Annotated in this window: 21 protein-coding genes; 11 read left to right on the top strand and 10 right to left on the bottom strand. The window is 71.1% G+C overall.

What is annotated here, in order from left to right; genetic code table 11:
- Positions 1-29 precede the first annotated feature (29 nt).
- The 6 genes from BIV25_RS03305 to BIV25_RS03280 all read left to right on the top strand — a co-directional run bounded on the left by BIV25_RS03305 (position 30) and on the right by BIV25_RS03280 (position 5166).
- Positions 30-521, top strand: coding sequence for a hypothetical protein (locus tag BIV25_RS03305; RefSeq protein WP_071370547.1), 492 nt, complete (start codon positions 30-32; stop codon positions 519-521).
- Positions 522-533: 12 nt separating this feature from the next.
- Positions 534-716: a hypothetical protein gene (locus BIV25_RS03300; RefSeq protein WP_071370546.1), complete on the top strand. Its 183-nt coding sequence runs from the start codon at positions 534-536 to the stop codon at positions 714-716.
- A gap of 120 nt (positions 717-836) precedes the next feature.
- Entirely contained in the window at positions 837-1718 is an 882-nt protein-coding gene (locus BIV25_RS03295) for a bifunctional DNA primase/polymerase (RefSeq protein ID WP_071370545.1), read from the top strand.
- A gap of 3 nt (positions 1719-1721) precedes the next feature.
- Positions 1722-3206 carry an ATP-binding protein gene (locus BIV25_RS03290; protein ID WP_071370544.1) on the top strand — a complete coding sequence of 495 codons (1485 nt, stop codon included), beginning with the start codon at positions 1722-1724 and terminating at the stop codon, positions 3204-3206.
- Between the two features lie 472 nt (positions 3207-3678).
- Positions 3679-3867, top strand: coding sequence for a helix-turn-helix domain-containing protein (locus BIV25_RS03285; RefSeq protein WP_071370543.1), 189 nt, complete (start codon positions 3679-3681; stop codon positions 3865-3867).
- Positions 3868-3930: 63 nt separating this feature from the next.
- On the top strand, positions 3931-5166 hold the full coding sequence (locus tag BIV25_RS03280; RefSeq protein WP_071370542.1) for a site-specific integrase: 1236 nt from the start codon (positions 3931-3933) through the stop codon (positions 5164-5166).
- A 111-nt stretch (positions 5167-5277) separates the two neighbouring features.
- Here the strand turns inward: BIV25_RS03280 and BIV25_RS03275 are convergent, their stop codons facing one another.
- On the bottom strand, positions 5278-5829 hold the full coding sequence (locus BIV25_RS03275; RefSeq protein ID WP_071370541.1) for a DUF4232 domain-containing protein: 552 nt from the start codon (positions 5827-5829) through the stop codon (positions 5278-5280).
- Between the two features lie 233 nt (positions 5830-6062).
- On the opposite strand from BIV25_RS03275, the gene BIV25_RS03270 reads away from it, so the two are divergent.
- Genes BIV25_RS03270 through BIV25_RS03260 form a run of 3 tightly spaced genes read left to right on the top strand, consistent with a single transcriptional unit; the run spans position 6063 to position 9041 of the window.
- Complete coding sequence (locus BIV25_RS03270; RefSeq protein WP_071370540.1) at positions 6063-7316, top strand: ABC transporter substrate-binding protein; 1254 nt, start codon at positions 6063-6065, stop codon at positions 7314-7316.
- Positions 7313-8215: a carbohydrate ABC transporter permease gene (locus BIV25_RS03265; RefSeq protein ID WP_071370539.1), complete on the top strand. Its 903-nt coding sequence runs from the start codon at positions 7313-7315 to the stop codon at positions 8213-8215. Before BIV25_RS03270 ends, BIV25_RS03265 begins: the two co-directional genes overlap by 4 nt.
- A complete protein-coding gene (locus BIV25_RS03260) occupies positions 8208-9041 on the top strand; it encodes a carbohydrate ABC transporter permease (RefSeq protein WP_071370538.1) in 834 nt (277 codons plus the stop codon). Before BIV25_RS03265 ends, BIV25_RS03260 begins: the two co-directional genes overlap by 8 nt.
- Positions 9042-9055: 14 nt before the next feature.
- Here the strand turns inward: BIV25_RS03260 and BIV25_RS03255 are convergent, their stop codons facing one another.
- From BIV25_RS03255 to BIV25_RS03225, 7 genes are all read right to left on the bottom strand, one after another.
- On the bottom strand, positions 9056-9823 hold the full coding sequence (locus tag BIV25_RS03255) for an SDR family NAD(P)-dependent oxidoreductase (protein ID WP_071370537.1): 768 nt from the start codon (positions 9821-9823) through the stop codon (positions 9056-9058).
- A gap of 84 nt (positions 9824-9907) precedes the next feature.
- Positions 9908-10492 carry a TetR/AcrR family transcriptional regulator gene (locus tag BIV25_RS03250; protein WP_071370536.1) on the bottom strand — a complete coding sequence of 195 codons (585 nt, stop codon included), beginning with the start codon at positions 10490-10492 and terminating at the stop codon, positions 9908-9910.
- 63 nt (positions 10493-10555) lie between these two features.
- Complete coding sequence (gene nirD / locus BIV25_RS03245; RefSeq protein WP_071370535.1) at positions 10556-10906, bottom strand: nitrite reductase small subunit NirD; 351 nt, start codon at positions 10904-10906, stop codon at positions 10556-10558.
- Positions 10903-13527 (bottom strand): nitrite reductase large subunit NirB, encoded by a 2625-nt coding sequence (nirB, locus tag BIV25_RS03240; RefSeq protein WP_071370534.1) that lies wholly within the window; start codon positions 13525-13527, stop codon positions 10903-10905. The genes nirD and nirB overlap by 4 nt, the downstream gene beginning before the upstream one ends.
- Positions 13528-13691: 164 nt before the next feature.
- Positions 13692-14372 (bottom strand): class F sortase, encoded by a 681-nt coding sequence (locus tag BIV25_RS03235; RefSeq protein ID WP_071370533.1) that lies wholly within the window; start codon positions 14370-14372, stop codon positions 13692-13694.
- 121 nt (positions 14373-14493) lie between these two features.
- Positions 14494-15006: a hypothetical protein gene (locus BIV25_RS03230; protein WP_071370532.1), complete on the bottom strand. Its 513-nt coding sequence runs from the start codon at positions 15004-15006 to the stop codon at positions 14494-14496.
- A gap of 364 nt (positions 15007-15370) precedes the next feature.
- Positions 15371-16222, bottom strand: a complete 852-nt coding sequence (locus BIV25_RS03225; RefSeq protein WP_079176403.1) for a TetR/AcrR family transcriptional regulator — start codon at positions 16220-16222, stop codon at positions 15371-15373.
- A 158-nt stretch (positions 16223-16380) separates the two neighbouring features.
- On the opposite strand from BIV25_RS03225, the gene BIV25_RS03220 reads away from it, so the two are divergent.
- Positions 16381-17901 (top strand): MFS transporter, encoded by a 1521-nt coding sequence (locus tag BIV25_RS03220; RefSeq protein ID WP_071370531.1) that lies wholly within the window; start codon positions 16381-16383, stop codon positions 17899-17901.
- Between the two features lie 97 nt (positions 17902-17998).
- Here BIV25_RS03220 and BIV25_RS03215 read toward each other — a convergent pair whose 3' ends face one another.
- The gene (locus BIV25_RS03215; protein WP_071370530.1) at positions 17999-19651 is read right to left on the bottom strand and encodes a M4 family metallopeptidase; all 1653 of its coding nucleotides are present in this window, start codon (positions 19649-19651) and stop codon (positions 17999-18001) included.
- Between the two features lie 135 nt (positions 19652-19786).
- Between BIV25_RS03215 and BIV25_RS03210 the strand changes: the two genes are divergently transcribed.
- Complete coding sequence (locus tag BIV25_RS03210; RefSeq protein ID WP_371272980.1) at positions 19787-20218, top strand: gamma-glutamylcyclotransferase family protein; 432 nt, start codon at positions 19787-19789, stop codon at positions 20216-20218.
- On the opposite strand, the gene BIV25_RS03205 is transcribed toward BIV25_RS03210, so the two are convergent.
- Positions 20205-21050: an arylamine N-acetyltransferase gene (locus tag BIV25_RS03205; RefSeq protein WP_071370529.1), complete on the bottom strand. Its 846-nt coding sequence runs from the start codon at positions 21048-21050 to the stop codon at positions 20205-20207. The genes BIV25_RS03210 and BIV25_RS03205 overlap by 14 nt on opposite strands.
- Between the last annotated feature and the right edge of the window lie 56 nt (positions 21051-21106).

Genomic DNA, 21106 nt, shown 5'->3' with positions numbered 1-21106 from the left:
CCCCGACCCAGCACCGGAAGGGATTCCGCATGACCCCCGAAAGCACTCACAACGCCGTCCCCGTGGCCGCAGGGATGACCGAGGACGAGGCCACCGTCGAGGCACGCCGGATCATCGCGGACGCCTACCGGCCCGCCCCCGAGACGCCCACCGCGCACCGCGACGACACCCCGCTCCCGCGCTACGGCAGCACCCCGCCCGTGGCCCAGCCGGGTCGGCCGCCGATGAGCCAGGGCGCCACCGACGCCAGCGTCCTCATCCTCTCCGGCGCCGCCGCCACCTCCATGACCGGCCTCACCGCCGCCGTGCTCATGTACGTCTCCCAGACCGCCAACCCCGTCGTGTGCGCCATCGTCTTCGGCGCCCCCACCGCCTTCGTCCTCGCCCTCGCCAAACTCGCCAAACGAGCCCAACCCGCCCCGGACATCCACCAGCACTACGAGGGCCCCGTCTACCAGGACCAACGCAACGTCCACACCACCACGCGCGGCGTGTGGGCCAAGACCAACAACCACCAGTGACGGAACGGACCGATGAAACGCACCTACCGCTTCACCGCCACCATCAGCGACGGCAAGCACCACGACGGCGAAGCCGCCGGAACCGTCCGCGCCGACACCGATGCCGAAGCCCGCGCCCTCGTCGCCGACTGGGTCCGCCAAGACGGCGCCCGCAAGAACCGCACCTGGCACGCCACCCACATCGAACTCAACTAGGTACACCGAGCGGCCGGACACCGGCCACGACCCACAAAGACCAAGGGCGGCCCCCGTCTCGCCAAAGTCCGGGGCCGCCCTCGTTCCACCCATCCAACTGAACAGTGGAGGTCACCCAGCATGACCCATCCGACCGACATCGGGCGAGTGCTCGCCCCGAGCAGCCACCTGCGCATCGCGCTGTACCTCGCGGCGGCCGGCGTGCCGGTGCTGCCCCTGCGGGCGGGGAAGGTGCCGTTCGGCAACTGCCCGGCATGCGCCAAGAACGCGTGCGGGGGCCGGCCGAACATGAAGACTCCGGGCCCCTGCGCCTGCCCGGCGCCCTGCCACGGCTGGGCCGCCGCAACCACCGACTGCCACGTCATCAACTCGGCTCAGTGGGCGCGGGCGTGGCGCGAGGCTGCGGCGGTCGCCTACCACCCCGGCGGCGCCGGACTCACCGTCGTGGACCTCGACAATCCGGCTGCGGTCGCTTGGGCGCGCGAGGTCCTGCCGTCCACCCAGAGCGTGACCACCACGCGCGGAGAACACTGGATCTACCGGGGCACGATGCAGTCCGTCAACGGCGTACGGGACGGCGTCGACATCAAGTCCACGATGGCCTACGCCCGGTGGCTCGGTCCCGGCACCGGCACCATCACGGCGCTGCCGGGGGTCGTGCGTGCACTGGCCGTGAAGGAACCCGCCACGTTCCGGCCGGCGCTGCATTCCATCGCCGTCCCCGCCCAGGCCGGGGGCGGGGGCGGGGCATGCCGTCATCGCACGCCCGCCTACTTGGAACGTGGCATCACCATGGCCGAGCAGCGCATCACCGAGGCCCGCAGCGCCATCCATACCACCGTGTACCGCACATTCCTCGCGGTGCTGTCCACGCACGGCCGGTGCGGCTGCCTCACCGAGGCTCACATCGCGCGGCTGTTCGCCGCCGCGCAGGGCAAGGGTGAATCGCCCCGGCACTGCGCCGACGCGTGGACCAACGCCCGCACCGCACTGGGGATGTGAGCGATGTCCGAGGACGAGAAGACTCCGGCCCGCCAGATCATCACCGACTACGCCCAAGCGCACTTCCGGTACTTCCGCACCATCGACGGCACCGTCTACGCGCAGAAGAACGGCCACCCCGTCGCCCGCCCGATCCGCTCCCAGGGCACGACCGGGAGCCACCGGCAAGAACTCATGGTCGGCCTCTTCAAGGACGGGGTCGGCGTGTTCAACGGCACGGCACTCAAGGAGGCGCTGGACTTGATCGAAGCACTCGCCCTGACCGAGGACGTACAGCCCACTCACATCCGCGTAGCCCCGGGCTTTGACGGCGCGACCTGGCTCGACCTGGGCCGCGACGACGGCCAGTGCGTCCGTATCCACCCCACCGGCTGGGACATCCTCACCCCCGACCCGCAGGAAGTCTGCTGGCGGCGCACCCAGCTCACCGGCGAACTCCCCCTGCCAGCCAGGGACACGAACGGCAAGGGCATCGATCTCCTGCTGCGCCTGTGCAACTTCGCCGGCGCCGAGACCGAGTGCCTGGCCCTGGCCTGGCTGATCGGTTGCCTGGAGCCGTCCGTGCCCGTGCCCGCGCCGTTCCTCACCGGGCCGCAGGGCGCGGGCAAGTCCACCGGCGGCCGGATGCTGGTGCGGATCATCGAAGGGATGAGTGGCGACCTGCGCCGGGCGCCGAAGGACGAGGAGAACATGATCACGGCCGTGGCCGCAGGATGGGTCACCGCCCTGGACAACCTCTCCCACCTGCCCCCGGACCTGTCCGACCTCATGTGCTGCATCGTGACCGGAGCCGAGAGCATCAAGCGCGCGCTGTTCACCGATGGCGACGTCGTCCGCTCCCGCTACCGGCGCCCCATGCTCCTGACCGGCATCGACGTCGGCGTCATCCGCCCCGACCTCGCTGAACGCCTCCTCCCGCTCCGCCTCGTACGGCCCCGGGTACGGCGGACCGAGGCGGAGCTGTGGGCCGAGTACGCGGAACATCTGCCGGTCGTTCTCGGCTCCCTGCTGGACCTGACGGTGAAGGTGCGGGCCGCCGAGGCGGACACCCCCACCGACCTGCGGATGGCCGACTTCGCCCACCTGTGCGCACAGCTCGACGCGGTGACCAGCTTCGGCGCGCTCAATGCCTACCGGGCCAGCCTCGACGACCTCAACGACGACGTCATCGAAGGCGACCTCCTCGCACAGACGGTCCTCAAGCACGCCGCCGGGCTCGACGCAGACGCGGAAGTCCGTATGACGTCCTCGGAGTGGCTGCACTGCCTCACCACCCTCTATAGCGGCGAGGAGTGCCGCCCCCTACCCAAGGGCTGGCCCACCACCGGCAAGGTGCTCTCCGACCGGCTCAAGCGGCTGCAACCGACCCTCGCAGCACGCGGCGTCCTCATCGACTGGGGCCGCACCAGCGCCGCCCGCTACATCGAAATGACCCGCTGCCCCGCGACAACGCTCCCGCCCCCGCACGAGCAGGAAGCGGCGTTCTGACCCGCGCCACCACGGCGGTGCCGCACCGAACAAGCAAGAGGAGCACCCCGCGCCCGGCGTGCTCCTCTTGCTGTTCCGGCGGCTTGCCGCCGCTGCACAAGACGCGCCGCAAGGCGGCTCCTTCTTCACGTCCTGAGCCGCGCACCACCACAGACACCACCCCCTCTCTTTCCTAAGAGCAGAGAAGCTGCGTCACCCGCGTCACCACGGACCAGGAAACGGCCCCTGACCTGGGGCTAGATCGGTGACGCAGACGGCCGACACCCGCGTCATCTCGCGTCACCCGCGTCACAGGTGACAGAACCCCGCGACGCCCTGTGACACGCCCCGAGCGGACAGCGTCACCACATAACAGCAGGTCAGAGACGTAAATGACGTGCGTGACGCGATGACGCAGAAATCCACACCTCGGACACAGCCCGGAATGCCAGGGCGGGACTCGCTCTCCCCCCTTCCCCACAGGAAGGACGTCATGAAGAAGTACCTGACGACCGCGGAAGTCGCCGAGCGCTACCGCACGTCGCCCTCGACCGTCCGCTACTGGCGCTACGCCGAAACCGGCCCGCAGTGCTTCATCAGGCGCGGTCGACATGTTCTGTACGACGCCGATGCGCTGGACAAGTACGACGCTGAGGAGATCGGAGGCCGACGCGCAGCATGACCCGGAACAGCAACCGACCACACCTCATAACTGACTCGGCTCACCCTGAAAGGAGGCGAACGGATGGCTGAGGTGTACGACCGCTGGCACCTCTCCCGACCGCCGGCCGACGCCGAGCCGTGCGAGGCACACAGCACCAAGACCCAGAAGGTCTATCCCAGCGGGGACCATGGCACAGGCAAGCGCTGGCAGGTGCGCTACCGGGACTTGTCCGGCAAGCAGTGCAAGGAGAACTTCGAGAAGAAGACTGCGGCGGACTCCCGTGCCGCCAAGGTGACGACTGAACTCGACGGCGGCACCTTCGTGAACCGGGAGTTGGGCAAGCAGAAGTTCAGAACCATCGCTGAACGCTGGCAGGAGACGGCCGTACACCGCGAGCGGACGGAGTCGAACGTTGACCGAGCCCTACGTCTGCACATCTACCCGACGTTCGGCAACCGTGAGATCGGCCGTATTCAGCGGGCCGACGGAATGAGGTGGATCAAAGAGCGGTCGGCAGTCATCGCGCCGTCGACCTTTGCGACCCCGTGGAACGTATGCACCAGCATCCTGAAGATGGCCCACCAAGAGGGGATCATTCCGAAGTACCCATGGGAGGGGCTGAAACCGCCAGAGGTCTTCTATCCGGAGATCCACCCGCTTGATCCGGAGGCGGTGAAGGCGCTAATCGTGACCGCGTCTCCCCGATATCGTGCCCTGGTGAGGCAGGCCGCTTCGACGGGCCTAAGGCAAGGCGAACTGTTCGGATTGGAGGACGGAGACCCTGCCGAGACTGTGACGGTCAAACAACAGTTGAACCGTCCAGACAGGGGGGTGCCGTATCTCGGGGAACCGAAGACCAGACAGAGCTATCGGTCTGTTCCTCAAGGACGTTCGGTCGTAGACGAGATCGCACGGCACCGTGAGGAGTTCCCGCCGCAGGTCGTGTACATCGAGGATCGGACGAACCCCAGGAAGCCCGTATGGCGCCGTGCTCGATTGCTCTATACCAGCGAGACTGGTGGAGCGATCCGGCGTGCCAGCTGGGCGAAAGTGTGGAAGCGGAACGTCAAGCGGGCCAACGCCCACCTGAAGAGGTCAGGCAGCAAGGTCCGTGTCCCCGAGGGCACGACGCTTCACGATCTGCGGCACTTCTATGCCTCGGTCCTGATCAAGAACGGGGCGACACCGAAGCAGGTGCAGATGAGGCTTGGTCACGCTAAGCCATCGATCACGCTGAACGTCTACACCCACTTGTGGGAGGCGGAGGCGGACCGGACTGCCGACATGATGGAGGCAGTCCTAAGCGATGTGCCCTGACTGTGCCCTCTGACGCCTTGGCATGGCCGACTTCCCTGGTCAGGAAGTCGGCCATCCACCCTGTGCGGGGGTGTCGCCTCTCCGGCGTTCCGCCCCGCCTTCCCGGCCCCCTCAGATCGTGCCCTGCGTGTTCACCGGCCCCACCTCGAAGAGTCCCGAGCACGTCGTCCACGACGCCGGTATCAGGACCGGGGTGCGGGACGCCGGGGCGTAGATCCGCAGGTAGGCGCCGGTGCGCAGGCAGGGGCCGCCCACCGGGCCGTTCGTGGTGCGCAGCACCGCCGAGGCCGAGTGGCCCGGCGTGAGGGTGACCGTGCGGTAGGGGGTGCCGCTGCGGGCGGCTGCGGCGCCGAGCCGGTGGTGGGCGGTGTCGAGGACGCTGACGCCCGGGTAGCCGCGCAGGGTGCAGCTGCTCGTGCTCGTGTCGGTGAACCGGACCGGCCAGTACAGCGACCCGGCCGCCCCCTCCTTGCGGCCCATGGAGAGGTACAGGTCGCTCGCCGCGCAGGTACGGAGGGCCTTGGCGGCCGACGGCGCCGCCGGTGCGCTCCAGGCCGCTCCCGCCGCCGTCAGGCCCACGACAGCGGCCGTGAGGACGGCCGCCGCGCCGCGCCTCGGGGACGTCCGGAAGAACTTCAGAGGGTTCGGACCGTGAACTGACATATCCGTCTCCATCGGGCGAATGGGTGGATGAAGGTCACTGTGTTGGATGCGCCGCGGCCCGGAAAAGTTGTGCCTCGGGCCGCACGATTCCGGTGGGAATCGGCCGAAGGCCGTGACACCGTGCCCCCGCACCGTGACACACGGCTGCAACACCTCTTTCGTAATCATCGCGCAAGGTTGATCGTTGGGCCGTGCATCGATGACCGACACCGATACGACAGGGGGTACGGACGATGGCCGTGAGCCGTAGGGCGCTGCTGGTCGCGGGGGCCGGGATCGGGGCGGGGGCACTCGCCGCGTGCGGTTCCAACACCGGGCGTGGGGGCGGGAGTTCGGGGTCGGAGCTCTCACAGTGGTACCACCAGTACGGCGAGCCGGGCACCCAGCAGGCCGTGCAGCGGTACGCCGCCGCGTACCGGAAGGCGCACGTCACGGTCGAGTGGCGGCCCGGGAACTACGACCAGCAGACCGCCGCCGCGCTGCTGACCGACTCCGGGCCCGATGTGTTCGAGGTCAACGGGCCCACGCTCGACCAGATCCAGGGCGGACAGGTCGTCGACCTCACCGACCTGCTCGACGGCGTCAAGGGCGACTTCAACCCCGCCGTGCTCACGCCCAAGACGTACGAGGGGCGGGTCTACGGCATCCCGCAGGTCGTCGACATGCAGCTCCTCTACTACCGCAAGAGCCTGCTGAAGGCGGCCGGGGTCACGCCGCCCGCCACCCTCGACGCCCTCGTGGACGCCGCCCGCACGCTCACCACCAGCAAGGTCAAGGGGCTATTCCTCGGGAACGACGGGGGAGCGGGGGTGCTGGGCGGAACTCCCCTCTACGCCGCCGGACTTCAGCTCGTCACCGCGGACGGCAAGGTCGGTTTCGACGACCCGGCCGCCGCCCGCACCCTCGGCAAGCTGCGCCGGCTCTACGCCGACGAGTCCCTCCTCCTCGGTGCGCCCGCGGACTGGTCGGACCCGTCCGCCCTCCTTCAAGGCCTCACCGCGATGCAGTGGTGCGGGCTGTGGGCGCTGCCCCAGATCAAGCAGCAACTGGGCGACGATTTCGGAGTGTTGCCCTTCCCCGCGGACGGCGGCCAGGGCAGACCCACCGTGCCCGTCGGGGCGTACGGCGCCGCCGTCAGCGCCCGCAGCAGGCGTCGGGAGGCCGCCAAGGAGTACGTGAAGTGGCTGTGGGTCGAACGGACCGACTACCAGGAGGACTTCGCTCTCTCGTACGGTTTCCACATTCCCGCCCGGATCTCCCTCGCCAAGAAGGCCGCCAAGCTCCACAGCGGCCCCGCCGCGGACGCCGTCCGCCTCGCCACCGAGCACGGGTACGCCCAGCCCCTGCTGTGGACACCGGCCGCGCAGACCGCCTACCAGGACGCGCTCAGCCGGATCATCAAGAGCGGCGCGGACCCGGAGAGCGAGCTGCGGGGTGTCGCAGGGAAGGTGGCAAGTGAACTCCAGCGTGTGAAGAAGAAGTCGTGAGGCGGCGCAGGACCCTCTGGTTCTGGGTGTTCGTCGGGCCCTTCGCCGCCGGGCTCGCGCTCTTCACCTACGTCCCGCTGCTGTGGAGCGTGGGCCTCAGCTTCTTCGACGCGCGGGGCACCGTCACGCCGACGCACTTCGTCGGCCTGGACAACTACACGGCGATGCTGGGGGACGACGCGTTCACCGGCAGCCTGAGGACGTTCCTCGTCTTCACGGCCTTCATCGTGCCCGTCACCTATCTGCTGTCCCTGTCGCTCGCGCTCATGATCAACCGGGTCCGCCGGGCGCGCGCGTTCCTCCGGTCCGTCTTCTTCCTCCCGGCCGCGTGCAGTTACGTCGTCGCGGCCCTGGTCTGGAAGATGTCGATCTTCAACGGGGTACGGTTCGGGCTGGCCAACACCGTGCTCGGGTGGTTCGGCGGCGATCCGGTGGCCTGGCTGTCCACCACCGACCCGCCCTGGTACTGGCTGGTCATCGTCACCGTACGGCTGTGGCTCCAGGCGGGCTTCTACATGATCCTCTTCCTGGCCGGGCTCCAGCGGATCGATCCGGTGCTCTACGAGGCGGCCGCCGTGGACGGGGCCCGGCCCGGCTGGACGGTGCTGCGGCACATCACCCTGCCGCAGCTGCGGGCCACCTCGGTCGCCGTGCTGCTGCTGCTCGTCGTCAACGCCTTCCAGGCCTTCGACGAGTTCTACAACCTGCTGTCCGACGCCCGGGGCTATCCGCCGTACGCCCGGCCGCCGCTCGTCTACCTCTACTACATCGCGCTCGGGCAGGGGCAGAACCTCGGGCTCGGCAGCGCGGGAGCGGTGATCCTCGCGCTGATCATCGCGGTCGTCACGGTCGGGCAGGCGCGGTGGCTGCGGCTGGGAAGGACGGACGCCGATGGATGACGCCCTGGTGCGGGCCGGGCGGGCCCTGCGGGCGGTGCTGCTGATCGCGCTCGCCCTGCTCTTCCTCATCCCCTTCTATCTGCTCGTACGGAACGGGCTGGCCAGCGAGCAGGACATCACCTCGCCCCGATGGACCTTCTTCCCGGGGGAGTTGAGGTGGGGGAACGTCCGGGAGCTGTTCACCGATCCGTCGGTGCCCTTCGCCCGGTCCCTGCTCAACTCCGCGCTGATCGCCGTGGCCACCACCGCCGGGACGCTTCTGCTCGCCTCCCTCGCCGGGTACGGGCTCGCCCGTATTCCCTACCGGCACGCGAACAAGGTCTTCTACGGCATCCTCGGTACCCTCCTGGTCCCGGCCGCCGTCACCTTCGTACCGAGCTTCGTGCTGGTGTCGTCACTGGGCTGGATCTCCACGCTCCGCGGACTGATCGTCCCGACGCTGTTCTCGGCGTTCGCCTGCTTCGTCTTCCGGCAGTACTTCCTCGGCTTCCCACGGGAGCTGGAGGACGCGGCGCAGGTCGACGGGCTCGGGTGCTGGCGGACGTACTGGCTGGTGGTGGTGCCCAACGCGCGGCCGGTGTTCGCGGCCGTCGGGACGATCGTGTTCCTCGGCGCGTGGAACTCCTTCCTGTGGCCGCTGGTCATCGGGCAGGACCAGCGCGCCTGGACGGTGCAGGTCGCGCTGTCGTCCTTCACCACGGCCCAGGTCGTGCGGCTGCACGAACTGTTCGTCGCCGCCGTCGTGTCCGTCCTGCCCCTGCTGCTCGTCTTCCTGTGCTTCCAGCGGTGGATCGTGGCGGGGGTGGAGCGCTCGGGGATCGACTGACGACGGCCGCGTGGTCAGGCGGTCGAGCCGCCGTCCACCACCAGGTCGGTGCCGACCACCGAGGCCGCGTCGTCCGAGGCCAGGTACAGCACCGCGGCGGCCACCTCCTCGACGGTGCAGACCCGGCCGAGCGGGACCGCGCCGCGCATCCGCTCGGCCCGCCCGGCCTCCGTCTCGCCGGGCTTGAACGACATGGCCGTGGCGGTCGGGCCGGGGCTGACGGCGTTGATGCGGACGCCGTCGGCGATGTGGTCCAGGGCGGCGCCGCGGGTGAGGACCGACACGGCCGCCTTGGTGGCGGCGTACGCGGTGGTGCCGGGGACGCGGCTGTGGACACCGATCCGGGAGGCGATGTTCACGACGGCGCCGCCGCCGGGCTGGGTGCGCATCTGCGCGACCTCGGCCTGGAGGGCGAGGAGGACGCCGGTCACGTTGATGTCGAGCATCCGGCGCCAGGCCTCCTCGGGCACGTCCGCGAGCGGCTGCCCGCCGGCTTCCAGGACGCCCGCGTTGTTCACGGCCACGTCCAGCGCGCCGAACCGGTCCACGGCGCCGGCCACGAGGCCGCGCAGGTCGTCGGCGCGGGTCACGTCGGCGGTGACGGCCAGTGTCTTGCCGCCCGCCCGCTCGATCAGCGCCACCGTCTCGTCGAGCGGCTCGCGCCGGCGTCCGGCGACGACGACGTTCGCGCCTTCCCGGGCGAACGCCAGCGCCACGCCCCGCCCGATGCCGGAGCCGGCGCCGGTGACGAGGGCGGTCCGGCCGGAGAAACGGTTGGTCATGATGATCAGATCTCCTTTTTTGAACGATCGGTTCAATTTGAAGGCGACAAACAGCGCCCCCGCATCCCGCAGGGGCGCCCGGTGTCAGTCCAGAAGGGCCAGCGCCTGCTCCGCCGCGTCCCTGGCGCGGGCCGGGTCCGAGGAGGCCTTGCCGACCACCCGCAGACCCTGCATCAGGACCAGCAGCATGCGGGCGAGCGTGAGCGGGTCGCGGTCGGCGGCCAGCTCGCCCTGTGCCCGGGCGCGGACCAGCGCCGCGCGCAGCAGGGTCTCCAGCTGGTCCCAGCTGTGCTCGACACGGCGGGCCGCGGCCGGGTCGTGCGGGGCGAGTTCGGCAGCCGTGTTGGTGACGAAGCAGCCGGTCAGGCGCTGTTTCTCGGCCGTGGCCTCGGCGGCGAAGCGCCGTACGACGGCGCGCACGGCCGGCAGGGCGGGGCCCGGCCCGGACAGCTCCCGCACCAGGGGTGCGGCACTGCCCGCCTGGTAGCGGTCCAGCGCCTTCAGGTACAGGTCGTGCTTGCTGCCGAACGTCGCGTACAGGCTGGCGCGGCCGATCCCCAGGTGCTCGACCAGGTCGGCCATCGAGGTCGCCTCGTAGCCGCGCCGCCAGAACAGCTCCAGGGCTGCCTGCAGCGCGGTGTCCGGATCGAATTCCTTGGTCCTGGCCACATGTCGGAGCCTAGGCTTTTCGGGAACGATCGGTCAAGAAATTATCCGGTGCGGTGGGAGGGCCTACGCCGCCCGGACCTCGTACGCCGTCACCCGGACCGTCTCGTCGTCCAGGCACTCCCCGCCGGCCAGGTCGAAGCGCTGCTTCAGCAGGGGGGAGGCGACGAAGGGGCGGCCCTCGTGGGTGCCGGTCAGGCCGCGGGAGAGGACGGCCGCGCCGGTGAACGGATCGCGGTTGTCGATCGCGTAGAGGCGGTCCGCGCGATCGCGGAACAGAGCCACCTGGCGGCCGTCCGGCAGCAGGACGGCGGCGCCCCGGCCCGGGAGCAGCGCGTCCAGCTCGCAGGCCGTGAACCAGCCCCCGGCGAGCCGGAGCTGGACCTTCAGGGTCGTGGTCTCGACAGCCAGGGTCATCGCGGGGTGCTTCCTTCCAGGACGTCGGCGGCGGGTCGCCTGCCGATGGCGAGCAGCGGCAGGTCGGGCTTGATCTGGTCGCGCTCGGGGACGAAGGCGACGACCGGGTCGGGGGTGTCGGGGGCGTTCACGAAGGACACGAACCGGGTGAGCTTCTCGGGGTCGTTGATGGTCTCGGCCCACTCGTCGCGGTAGCCCGCGACATGCGCCCGCATCAGCGCCTCCAGTTCGTCGCAGATGCCGAGCGAGTCGTGCACCACCACGTCGCGTACGTGGTCCAGGCCGCCCGGGATCCGCTCCAGCCACACGCTCGTGCGCTCCAGGCGGTCGGCGGTGCGGATGTAGAACATCAGGAACCGGTCGATCAGCCGGACCAGTTCGGCGTCCGACAGGTCCTGGGCGAGCAGGTCGGCGTGGCGCGGGGTCGCGCCGCCGTTGCCGCCGACGTACAGGTTCCAGCCGTTCGCCGTGGCGATCACGCCGAAGTCCTTCGACCGGGCCTCGGCGCACTCGCGGGCACACCCGGAGACCGCCGACTTGAGCTTGTGCGGGGAGCGCAGGCCCCGGTAGCGCAGCTCCAGGTCGATCGCCATGCGGACCGAGTCCTGGACGCCGTAACGGCACCAGGTCGAGCCGACGCAGGACTTCACGGTCCGCAGGGCCTTGCCGTAGGCGTGCCCGGACTCGAAGCCGGCGTCCACCAACCGGGCCCATATCAAGGGCAGTTGCTCAGCGCGCGCGCCGAACATGTCGATCCGCTGACCGCCGGTGATCTTCGTGTAGAGGCCGAAGTCCCGGGCGATCTCGCCGATCACGATCAGCTTCTCGGGCGCGACCTCGCCGCCGGGGATGCGCGGCACGACCGAGTACGAGCCGTTCTTCTGGAGGTTGGCGAGGTGATGGTCGTTGGTGTCCTGCAGGGCCGCCTGCTCGCCGTCGAGGACGTAGCCGCTCGCGCCGATCGTCGGGGCGAGGGAGGCGATGACCGAGGCCACCGCCGGCTTGCAGGTCTCGCAGCCCTCGCCGCCCCGGGCGCCCTCGCGGCCGTAGCGGTCGAGCAGGTCCTGGTACGACGTGATGCGCAGGCTCAGGACGATCTCGTACAGCTCCTCGCGCGTCTGCGCGAAGCAGCCGCACAGCCCCTTGTCGGCCTCGACGCCGGACGCCGCCAGCTCGGCGTCCACCAACTGGCCCAGTACCTTGACGCAACTGCCGCACGTCGTACCGGCCTTGGTGCACTTCTTGACCTCGGGCACGGTGGTGCACCGGTGCCCGGTGACCGCGTCGCGGATCGCGCCCTTGGTGACGTTGTTGCAGGAGCAGACGACCGCCTCGTCCGGCAGGGCGGACGGCCCGAGCCGGGCCCCCGAGTCCGCTCCGGCGGGCAGGACGAGGGACTCGGGGGAGACGGGCGGCACCGAACCGGTCAGCGCGCGCAGGGTGCCGTACGCCTCCGCGTCGCCGACCAGGACGCCGCCGAGCAGCGTGCCGTCCCGGCCGACGACCAGCTTCTTGTAGAGGCCCGCGCGGGAGTCGGCGTACACGACGTCGAGGCAGCCCTCGGTGGTGCCGTGCGCGTCGCCGAACGACGCCACGTCGACTCCGAGCAGCTTCAGCTTGGTGGACAGGTCGGCACCCGTGAACGTCACCTGCTCGCCCTCGTCGGCGGCGATGGCGGCGGCGGCCGTCTCCGCCTGCTCGTACCCCGGCGCGACCAGCCCGTACACCCGGCCGTCCGCCGCCAGCGCGCACTCGCCGATCGCGAACACGTGCGGGTCGGTGACCGTACGGCACCGCTCGTCCACGCTGATGCCGCCGCGCTCGCCGACCGTGAGACCGCAGTCCCGGGCCAGCTGGTCGCGGGGGCGGACACCGGCGCTGAACACGACCATGTCGACGCCGAGTTCGGACCCGTCCGACAGCTTCATCCCGCTGACGGCACCCGCCGCCCCGGTGAGGATCTCCTGCGTGCCCACGCCGGTGTGCACGCTCAGCCCCAGGTCCTCGATGGTCCGCAGCAGCGCCGCGCCACCGCCGTCGTCGACCTGCACCGGCATCAGACGCGGCGCGAACTCCACGATGTGCGTGTCGAGTCCGAGCCCCTTGAGCGCGCCGGCCGCCTCCAGACCCAGCAGCCCGCCGCCGACCACCGCACCGGTCCGGGCGCCCTTCGCGTACTCCTCGATCGCGAGCAGGTCTTCGATCGTGCGGTAGACGAAACAGCCGTCGGCGTCCTTGTTCGGCACGGGCGGCACGAAGGGGTACGAGCCGGTGGCGAGGACGAGCGTGTCGTACGCGAAGACCCGGCCGGACCGGGCGGTCACCGTCCTCGCCACGCGGTCGACGGCGTCGGCCGGGTCACCCACGTACAGCTCGATGCCGTGGGTGTCGATGAACGCCATGTCGGTCATGGAGAGGTCCTCGGCGGTCCTGCCCGAGAAGTACGAGGTGAGGGCGACGCGGTCGTACGCCGGACGCGGTTCCTCGCACAGGACGACCACGCGGTGCGTGGCGGTCAGGCCGCGCTCGGCGAGGGCTTCCAGGAAGCGCTGGCCGACCATGCCGTGGCCGACGAGCACGATCGTGGGGGTGGCCCCGGGGGCACGTGTATGCGAGGTCATGCTCCCGAGCGTGCGGCGCGGAGGTTACCCGGCGGCATCACGTCTGTTTCCCGTGCGGAACGCTGCCCTCAGCTGCCGCCGGCTCGGCGTGTGAGGTCGTGGGTGGCGTGGGGCGTCGTGCGTCTGCTGCGGCGTCGTGGTTGCTCGCGCAGTTCCCCGCGCCCCTACGGGGCGCGGCTTCCTGTCAGGTGGGCGAAGACCACCACGTTGCCCTGGTAGCCCGTCGTCGGTGAGTAGCCGCCGCCGCAGGTGATGACGCGCAGCTCCGGGCGGTGGGCCGCGCCGTAGACCTTCTCGTCGGGGAAGTCACGGGCCGCGTACACCTCCACCGCGTCCACGCTGAACACGGCCACGGAGCCGTCGAGGCGGTCCACCTCGATACGGGCGTCCCGCTTGAGCGCGCCGAGGTCGTAGAAGACGGCGGGCCCCTGGGCGTTGTCGACGTGCCCGGCGACGATCGCGGTGCCCGTCTCGCCGGGCAGGGTGCCGGCCTCGTAGTAGCCGGCCAGGTTCTTGTTCCGCGCGGGCGGCACGTCCAGGCTGCCCGAGCCGGTCAGGGCCAGTCCCATCAGCGGGGCGTTCACGCGGATCCCCGGTATGCGGATCCGGGTGGGCGGCGAGGGGGCCAGGGCGCGGGCCGCCGGGGGCTCGCCGCCCAGGTCGGGGCGGCCCTCCGCGGTGGCGGGCTGCGGCGGTGTGTGCGTCCCGGTGCCGCCGCCGAGCAGCCACACCCCGGAACCGAGGGCCACGACGGTGACCGTGGCTATCGCGGTGTCGCCGAGCCGGGCGCCGCGGCCGCGGCCGGCACTCCTCGCGCGCCCGGCTCTGCTGGCGCTCTTGCGCATGTCGATCCCTCTCCCGGGGGCGGACCCCCGAAAATCCCTTCCCCCTCCGGGCCGCGAGGGGCATCGGACCCGGAGGGGGCGGGAAGTGCGGTACCGGCGGACGGACAGCGGAGGGTGTCCGTCAGATCCCGTCGCCTCTCGCCCGGCGATGCAGGAGCCAGGTACCGCCCGCGGCGGCGACGGCCAGCGCCGCCACACCCGCCGCGGTGTGCACGGGGTCGGGGCCGAGTGCGCCGCCGACCCCCGTCTTGAGACTTCCGTGCGGCTGCACCTGTCCGTGCGCCGCGGTCAGGGCCACCACGAGGTCGCCCGTCACCTGCCGGTTGCCCTCCGCGCACTTGGCGACGATCTCGTACGTCCCCGGCTGTGCGCTCTCCGGCACCGCGAACTGGCCGATCACATCGCCCTCGTGCGCGCTCGGCGCCAGCAGGAAGGTGCCGGCGCCGACCGCGCCCGCGTCCCCGGTCGCGCCGCCGCTGTCCTTCCCGCACGCGGCCGTGTTCACCGTGACGTGGCTGCCCGGCACCACCGTGCCGGGAGTGACGTCCAGGGTGCCGGCGGTGCCGGCCCAGGCGGGCGCCGCGGCCGCCCCGACGAGCGCGATACCGGTCAGCAGACGGGCAGTGCGGCGCATGGTGTTCCCCAGACCTTCGCGATTCGGCTGTTCGCTATCGAGGTAAGTCGCAGTCACGGGGTTCCGCCTGCTGATGACCCATCAGGAATGCGGCGAACGGGTGCCGGCCCCCGACCCCCGAACGGCCCAACCCGAGCGGTGTGTCAGCAGGTCACAGCGGTGCGGAGGGCACACGGAAGCGGCCGTCGTGAAGAACACACGAATGGCGCGACGGGTGTCATGGAACCGATGACGGCATGTCAGCGCTCCACGGCCCCGGCCGGCCGGCGTACGGCCGGGTCCCTCAGGTCTCCGGCGGCCGCTCGGGCGGCGGCCGTACGGAGACGGACGTCGTGTCCCGGCGGCACGCGGGAAGCGGCAGGGGTCAGGGGGCGTCGTGCGGATCGGGCCGGCCGTGTGGAGCGGCGCCTGTGGGCCGACCCGAGCGGGAGCCGACGCGCGGGCCGGGGCCGGCGACGCCGGGATGATCCGAACGGCACCCCTCGTGCGGCAGCCGTGCGGCCAGGCCGTCCAGGACGACGTCGAGGCCGTACCCGAACTTGGCGTCCCGCTCCCGGGCGGGGTCCCGGACGGCCGTCACGTCGGTGGCGGCGTAGGCGGCGGAGAGGTTGTCGTGGCCGGCCGCGGCCTGCTGGGCGGCGGGCAGCAGGCGGGAGACGAACTCGGCCTCGGTGTGGCCGGAACGGGCGACCGTGGTGAGCCACGCCGCCTCGGTGGTGCTCATGCCCAGCACGTAGCCGAGCAGGGTGCTGATCGCCGCGTCGGCCTCGGGGAAGCCGGCCTGGACGAACAGCGCGGCGAGCTGCTCGTTGAACGCCATCAGGTTGGGCCCCAGGTAGACGAGGCCCGCCTGGCCCATCACCGAGGACACCCATGGGTGGCGCAGTGCGGTGGCCCGGAAGGACTGCGCGGCCTCGGTGGCGCCCGCCCGCCAGTCGGCCCCGGTGGCCGCCGGTACGCGGATCTCGGCGGCGACCTCGTCCACGGCCAGCTCCATCAGCTCGTCCTTGGTGGCCACGTGCCGGTAGAGCGAGGTCGCGCCCGCGTTCAGCCGGGCGCCGAGCTTGCGCATGCTGAGCGCCTCGACGCCGTCCGTGTCCAGCATGGCGATCGCCTCGCGCACGATCGCCTCCCGGTTGAGCGACGGCTGGTCGGGCTCCCGCCGCTGCCGGGCCCAGACGGAGGGGATCGGGTTCGGGTCGGTCCGTGGGGCCATCGGCGGACTCCTCTGCGTGCCTTCGTGCGTACGTCGTTCGCATCCAGCGTACAGAGGGCATGGGTTGCGCACGCTGTTCCGTAGTGCGTACAGTGTGCGCATCGAACGGAACGGCGTACGCGCAGCGGGAACGCTGTACGCGCCAGGGAGGGAAACCCATGAAGAGCAGGGAAAGCTCGGAACATCGCAGCTCGCGCCGCTGGTGGATCCTCATCGTGCTCTGCCTGAGCACCCTCGTCCTGACGATCGACAGCATGGCGCTCACCGTGGCCGTGCCCTCGATGACCGAGGACCTCCACGCGAGCGCCCAGGACATCCAGTGGATCCTCGACTCCTACGTCCTGGTCTTCGCCGGCCTGCTGCTCACCTCCGGCAGCCTCGGCGACCGCTTCGGCCGCCGGAAGGTGATGCTGACCGGACTGCTGCTCTTCGGCGCGGCGTCACTGGCGGGGACGTTCGCCGCCGATCCGGGCCAGGTCGTCGCCCTGCGGATCGCGATGGGGGTCGGCGGGGCGCTGATCATGCCGTCCACCCTCTCCATCCTCATCACGGTCTTCGACGAGGAGGAGCGCGGCCGGGCGATGGCCGCCTGGGGCTCGGTGTCGATGCTCGGCCTGGTGGGCAGCCCCGTGCTGGGCGGGCTGCTGATCGACCACTTCTCCTGGCACGCGATCTTCTTCCTGAACGTCCCCGTCGTCGTCCTGGCCCTGATCGCCGGTGTGACGCTGATGCCGGAGTCGAAGGCGCCCTGGCAGAAGCCCGACCCGCTGGGCGCGGTCCTGTCCGCCGCCGGGATGACCGCGCTGGTCTGGTGGATCATCGAGATCCCGCAGCACGGCGCCTTCGGCGGCCGTTCCCTGGCCGTCCTCGCCGTCGCGGTGGCCGCGCTCGCCGCCTTCGTCGTCTGGGAGAACGTCACCGCGTCCCCGATGGTCCCGCTCGCCCTGTTCAGGCAGCGCAACTTCAGCGGCGGTTCGCTCTCCCTGGCGCTGGTGCAGATCGGCAACGGCGGTCTGCTGCTGGTCCTCACCCAGTACCTGCAGTTCGTCCTCGGCTACTCGCCGGTCAAGGCGGGACTCGCCTTCCTGCCGCTGGCCGTGACCGCGATCCTCGGCAACACGGTCGGCGCGCAGCTGGCCGCGAAGACCGGCAACCGCCTCGTCGTCCTCGTCGGCATGCTGGTCATGGTGTCCTCCTTCGCCCTGCTCACCACGGTCGGCGCGGGCTCCGGCTTCACCGTCCCGGCGATCGCCCTGGGCCTGCTCGGCCTCGGCGCGGGTGCGGCCATGCCGGCGGCGGTCGGCGCGCTGATGGGCACGATCCCGCCGGAGCAGGCGGGCGTCGGCTCGGCCCTGAACGACACCATCCAGCAGGCGGGCACCGCCCTCGGCATCGCGATCCTCGGCTCGCTGCTGGCCGGCGGCTACACGCACCGGATGCCCGCCGGCGCCCCCGCCCAGGCCCGCGAGTCCATCGCCGGCGCGGTCGCCACGGCCCGCCCGGACCTCGTCCACGCGGCCCGCGAGGCCTTCACCTCCTCGATGTCCACCACCTTCGCGGTCAGCGCCGCCGGTGTGCTGGCGGCGGCGGTGCTGGCCACGGCCGTGATGCGGGACCGCAAGCCGGAGCAGCCCGCCGAATCCCCGGAGCAGGGGCAGGAGCAGGAGCTGGCCGTCTGACCGGACCGGACGGAAAGGCCGGTGCCCACAGGGCACCGGCCTTCCGGCCTTCCAGGGTTCCGGCGTGTCGGGGGGGGCGATCCGCCGGTCCCGCACGTCAGTTGACGTTGACCGCGCTCCATGCCGCCGCCACCGCGTCGTACTCGGTGCTGCCCGCGCCGTAGAGGTCCTTGGCGGCGTTCAGGGTCGCCGTGCGGGCGCCCGCGTAGTCGGTGGAGGAGGTCATGTAGACCGTCAGCGCCCGGTACCAGATCCGGGTGAGCTTGTCGCGGCCGATGCCGGTGACCGTGGAGCCGTTGTAGGTCGGGGAGTCGTAGCTGACCCCGTTGATGGTCTTCGCGCCGCTGCCCTCGGCCAGCAGATAGGCGAAGTGGTTGGCGACGCCGGAGGAGTAGTGGACGTCCAGGTTGCCGACCGAACTGCTCCAGTAGTCCGCCGAGTTGCCGTCCTTGGACGGCTTGTCCATGTAGCGCAGCGCGGTCTTGCCGAAGCCGGGCTTCACGATCTTCGCGCCGATGAGGTAGTCACCGGGGTCGGCGGGGTTGTCCGCGTAGAACTCGACCATCGTGCCGAGGATGTCGGAAGTGGCCTCGTTCAGGCCGCCGGACTCGCCGGTGTAGGCCAGGCCGGCCGTCTTGGAGGTGACGCCGTGGGTCATCTCGTGCCCGGCGACGTCGAGCGCGACCAGCGGTCCGAAGGTGGTGCCGTCACCGTCGCCGTAGGTCATGCAGAAGCAACTGTCGTCCCAGAAGGCGTTGTTGTAGTCGTTGCCGTAGTGGACGCGGTTGTACGAGCCCTTCCCGTCGCCGGCGATGCCGTTGCGGCCGAGGACGTGTCTGTAGAAGTCCCAGGTCATGTCGGTGCCGTACTGGGCGTCGACGGCCGCCGAGGCGCGGTCGGCGGTGGTGCCGGTGCCCCAGTGGTTGTCGGCGTCCGTGAACACCGTCGAGGGCGCGCGGGTGATGCAGATACCGAAGACGCACAGGTCGGTCTGGTTCGCCGCGTCGCCGGTGTACGTCCCGCCGCGCGTCGGGTCGGTGAGGTCGTACGACGATCCCGACGGGGTCGTCTCCAGCGGCACCGTACCGCTGTACAGCGACTTCCCGTCGCCGGTGGCGGTCTCGATGCTGTCCCAGGCGTCGATCCGACGGCCGGTGCGCGCGTCGGTCAGCACCGTGCGGGCGACCGGGTTGCCGAGTGAGTCCAGGCCGGCCGCGTTGGTGCGCCAGGCGAGCTTCGGGGTGCCGTGCAGGGCGTCGACCACCAGCTCCGGGCTGGCCTTGACCTGCTTCAGCCCGTCGCCGAGGTGGACCGCCCGCAGCGCGTTCACCGCGAGGTCGGCGGCCTTCGGCGCGGATATGTGCGGGACGATCGAGGCCAGGGATATCGTGCCGCGACTCGCCCGGTCGGCGCCCCGGTAGCCGCCGTCCTTCGTCAGGTGGACCACGAAGTCGCCACCGAGGACGGGGAGTTGGCGGTACGTGCGCTCGTAGCGGACGTGCTGGGTGCCGTCCCGGTCCACGATCACGTCACGGACGCTGGTGTGTTCGGCGGAGGTCAGGCCCAGGCTCGCGGCATGGGCCAGGAGCGCCGAGGCCGCGTTGCGGACCGCGCCCGCCGCGGTCGGTCCCGGGTCGGCGTGGGCGGTGGGGGAGAGGGCCACGGTGAGCAGGGTCGCGGTGGTGACGGCGACACCGGCGGTGGTGGTGAGGCGACGGGGTCCTCGGACATGCTGGCGTATCCGGCTCATCTGTCTCCTAGGGAAGGCGCCGGTAGGCGTGGGGGGCGCTGCTGCCGACAGAGATTCAAGGAGCCAGGACATGTCATGTCCATAGCCTGTTCATGGAGATGTGTGTGGAGCCCAGGGGGGTACAGAATCGTTTCCGTGATCATTTCGGAACCGGGGGCCCAGCTGCCCTTCTTCGTCTACGGCACCCTGCGTCCCGGCGAGGCCAACCACGACCTGTTCCTGCGCGGCCGCACCATCACCGAGGAACCGGCCCGGCTGCCGGGCGCCGTGCTCTACGACGGGCCCGGCTACCCCTACGCCGTGGAGCACCAAGGCGCGGAGGTACAGGGGGAGTTGGTCACCGCGCGCCCCGAGTCGTACGACGGCCTGCTCGCTGCCCTGGACCGGCTGGAGGAGTACACCCCGGGCGACCCGCGCAACCTCTACGAACGCGTCGCCCGGCACGTCGTACGCGCCGGCGGCAGCGCCGCCCCCGCCTGGGTCTACCTCGCCGCCCCGCCGGTCGCCGCCCGACTGCGGGCCCACGGCACCCGGATCGAGGGCGGCGACTGGCTCACCCGCCGCTGAGCCGGCGCAGCAGCGTCAGCCCCTCGGGCACGGCGACCCCGAACTCCTCGGCGATCACGCGCCGCGCCTCCGCCGCGTCCGCGAGCCTGTGCTCGGTGACCGTGCCGTCGGCGAGCGTCTGCGTCAACAGGTCCCCGTCCAGGGCGATATGGCGCCCGGCGGTGGTCCGCTGGAGATATGGCCGCCGGTTGAAGGGGGAGCGGGGGCCGGTGGCGATGTACCAGTTGAACATCTCGTAGTCCGGGGCGGCGAACGGCTCCAGCGTGAACGCGTACTGCCCGACCCAGTCCCGCGTCCGGCCGTCGTACATCTGCAACTCCAGCATGTCCGGCGGCTGCTCGCAGGCCAGCGGCATCAGCCGGTGCCGTCGGCCGCCGCCCGCGGACTCGGTGCCGGTGACCAGAGGGAGCGGTATCAGCAGCGCACCGGCCGCGCCGAAGCCCACGTCCGCCAGATACGGCTGCGGCTCGCCCGGCACCTCGACCCGCAGCATCATGTGCGTGCGCGGCCGGCTCCACGGCGTCGGGGCGCCCAGCACCACCCGCGCGGCCAGCCCGCCCACCCGGAAGCCGAGCGCCTCCAGGGCGAGCCACAGCAGCGTGTTGTGCTCGTAGCAGTAACCGCCGCGCCGCCCGTGGATCATCTTGGCCATGAGATCGCCGGGCGCCAGCGAGGGCGCCCGGCCGCTCAGCGGGTCCAGGTTCTCGAACGGCAGGGACAGCGCGTGGGCCAGATGAACACCCCGCAGCGTCTGCGGATCGGGCCGCCGGCCGCCCTGCCAGCCGATCCGCCCCAGGTAGGCGTCGAGGTCGAACTGCCCGGTGTCAGCCATACCGGCAATCTACGTCAGCGGTGCCGCGCCCCGTCACGGTCTGCCGGCCCTCCCGC

It is taken from the genome of Streptomyces sp. MUSC 14 (assembly GCF_001866675.1).
Classification (GTDB): domain Bacteria; phylum Actinomycetota; class Actinomycetes; order Streptomycetales; family Streptomycetaceae; genus Streptomyces.
Note: the sequence above shows the minus strand (reverse complement) of the source record. Positions and strands in the feature narration are given on the sequence as shown.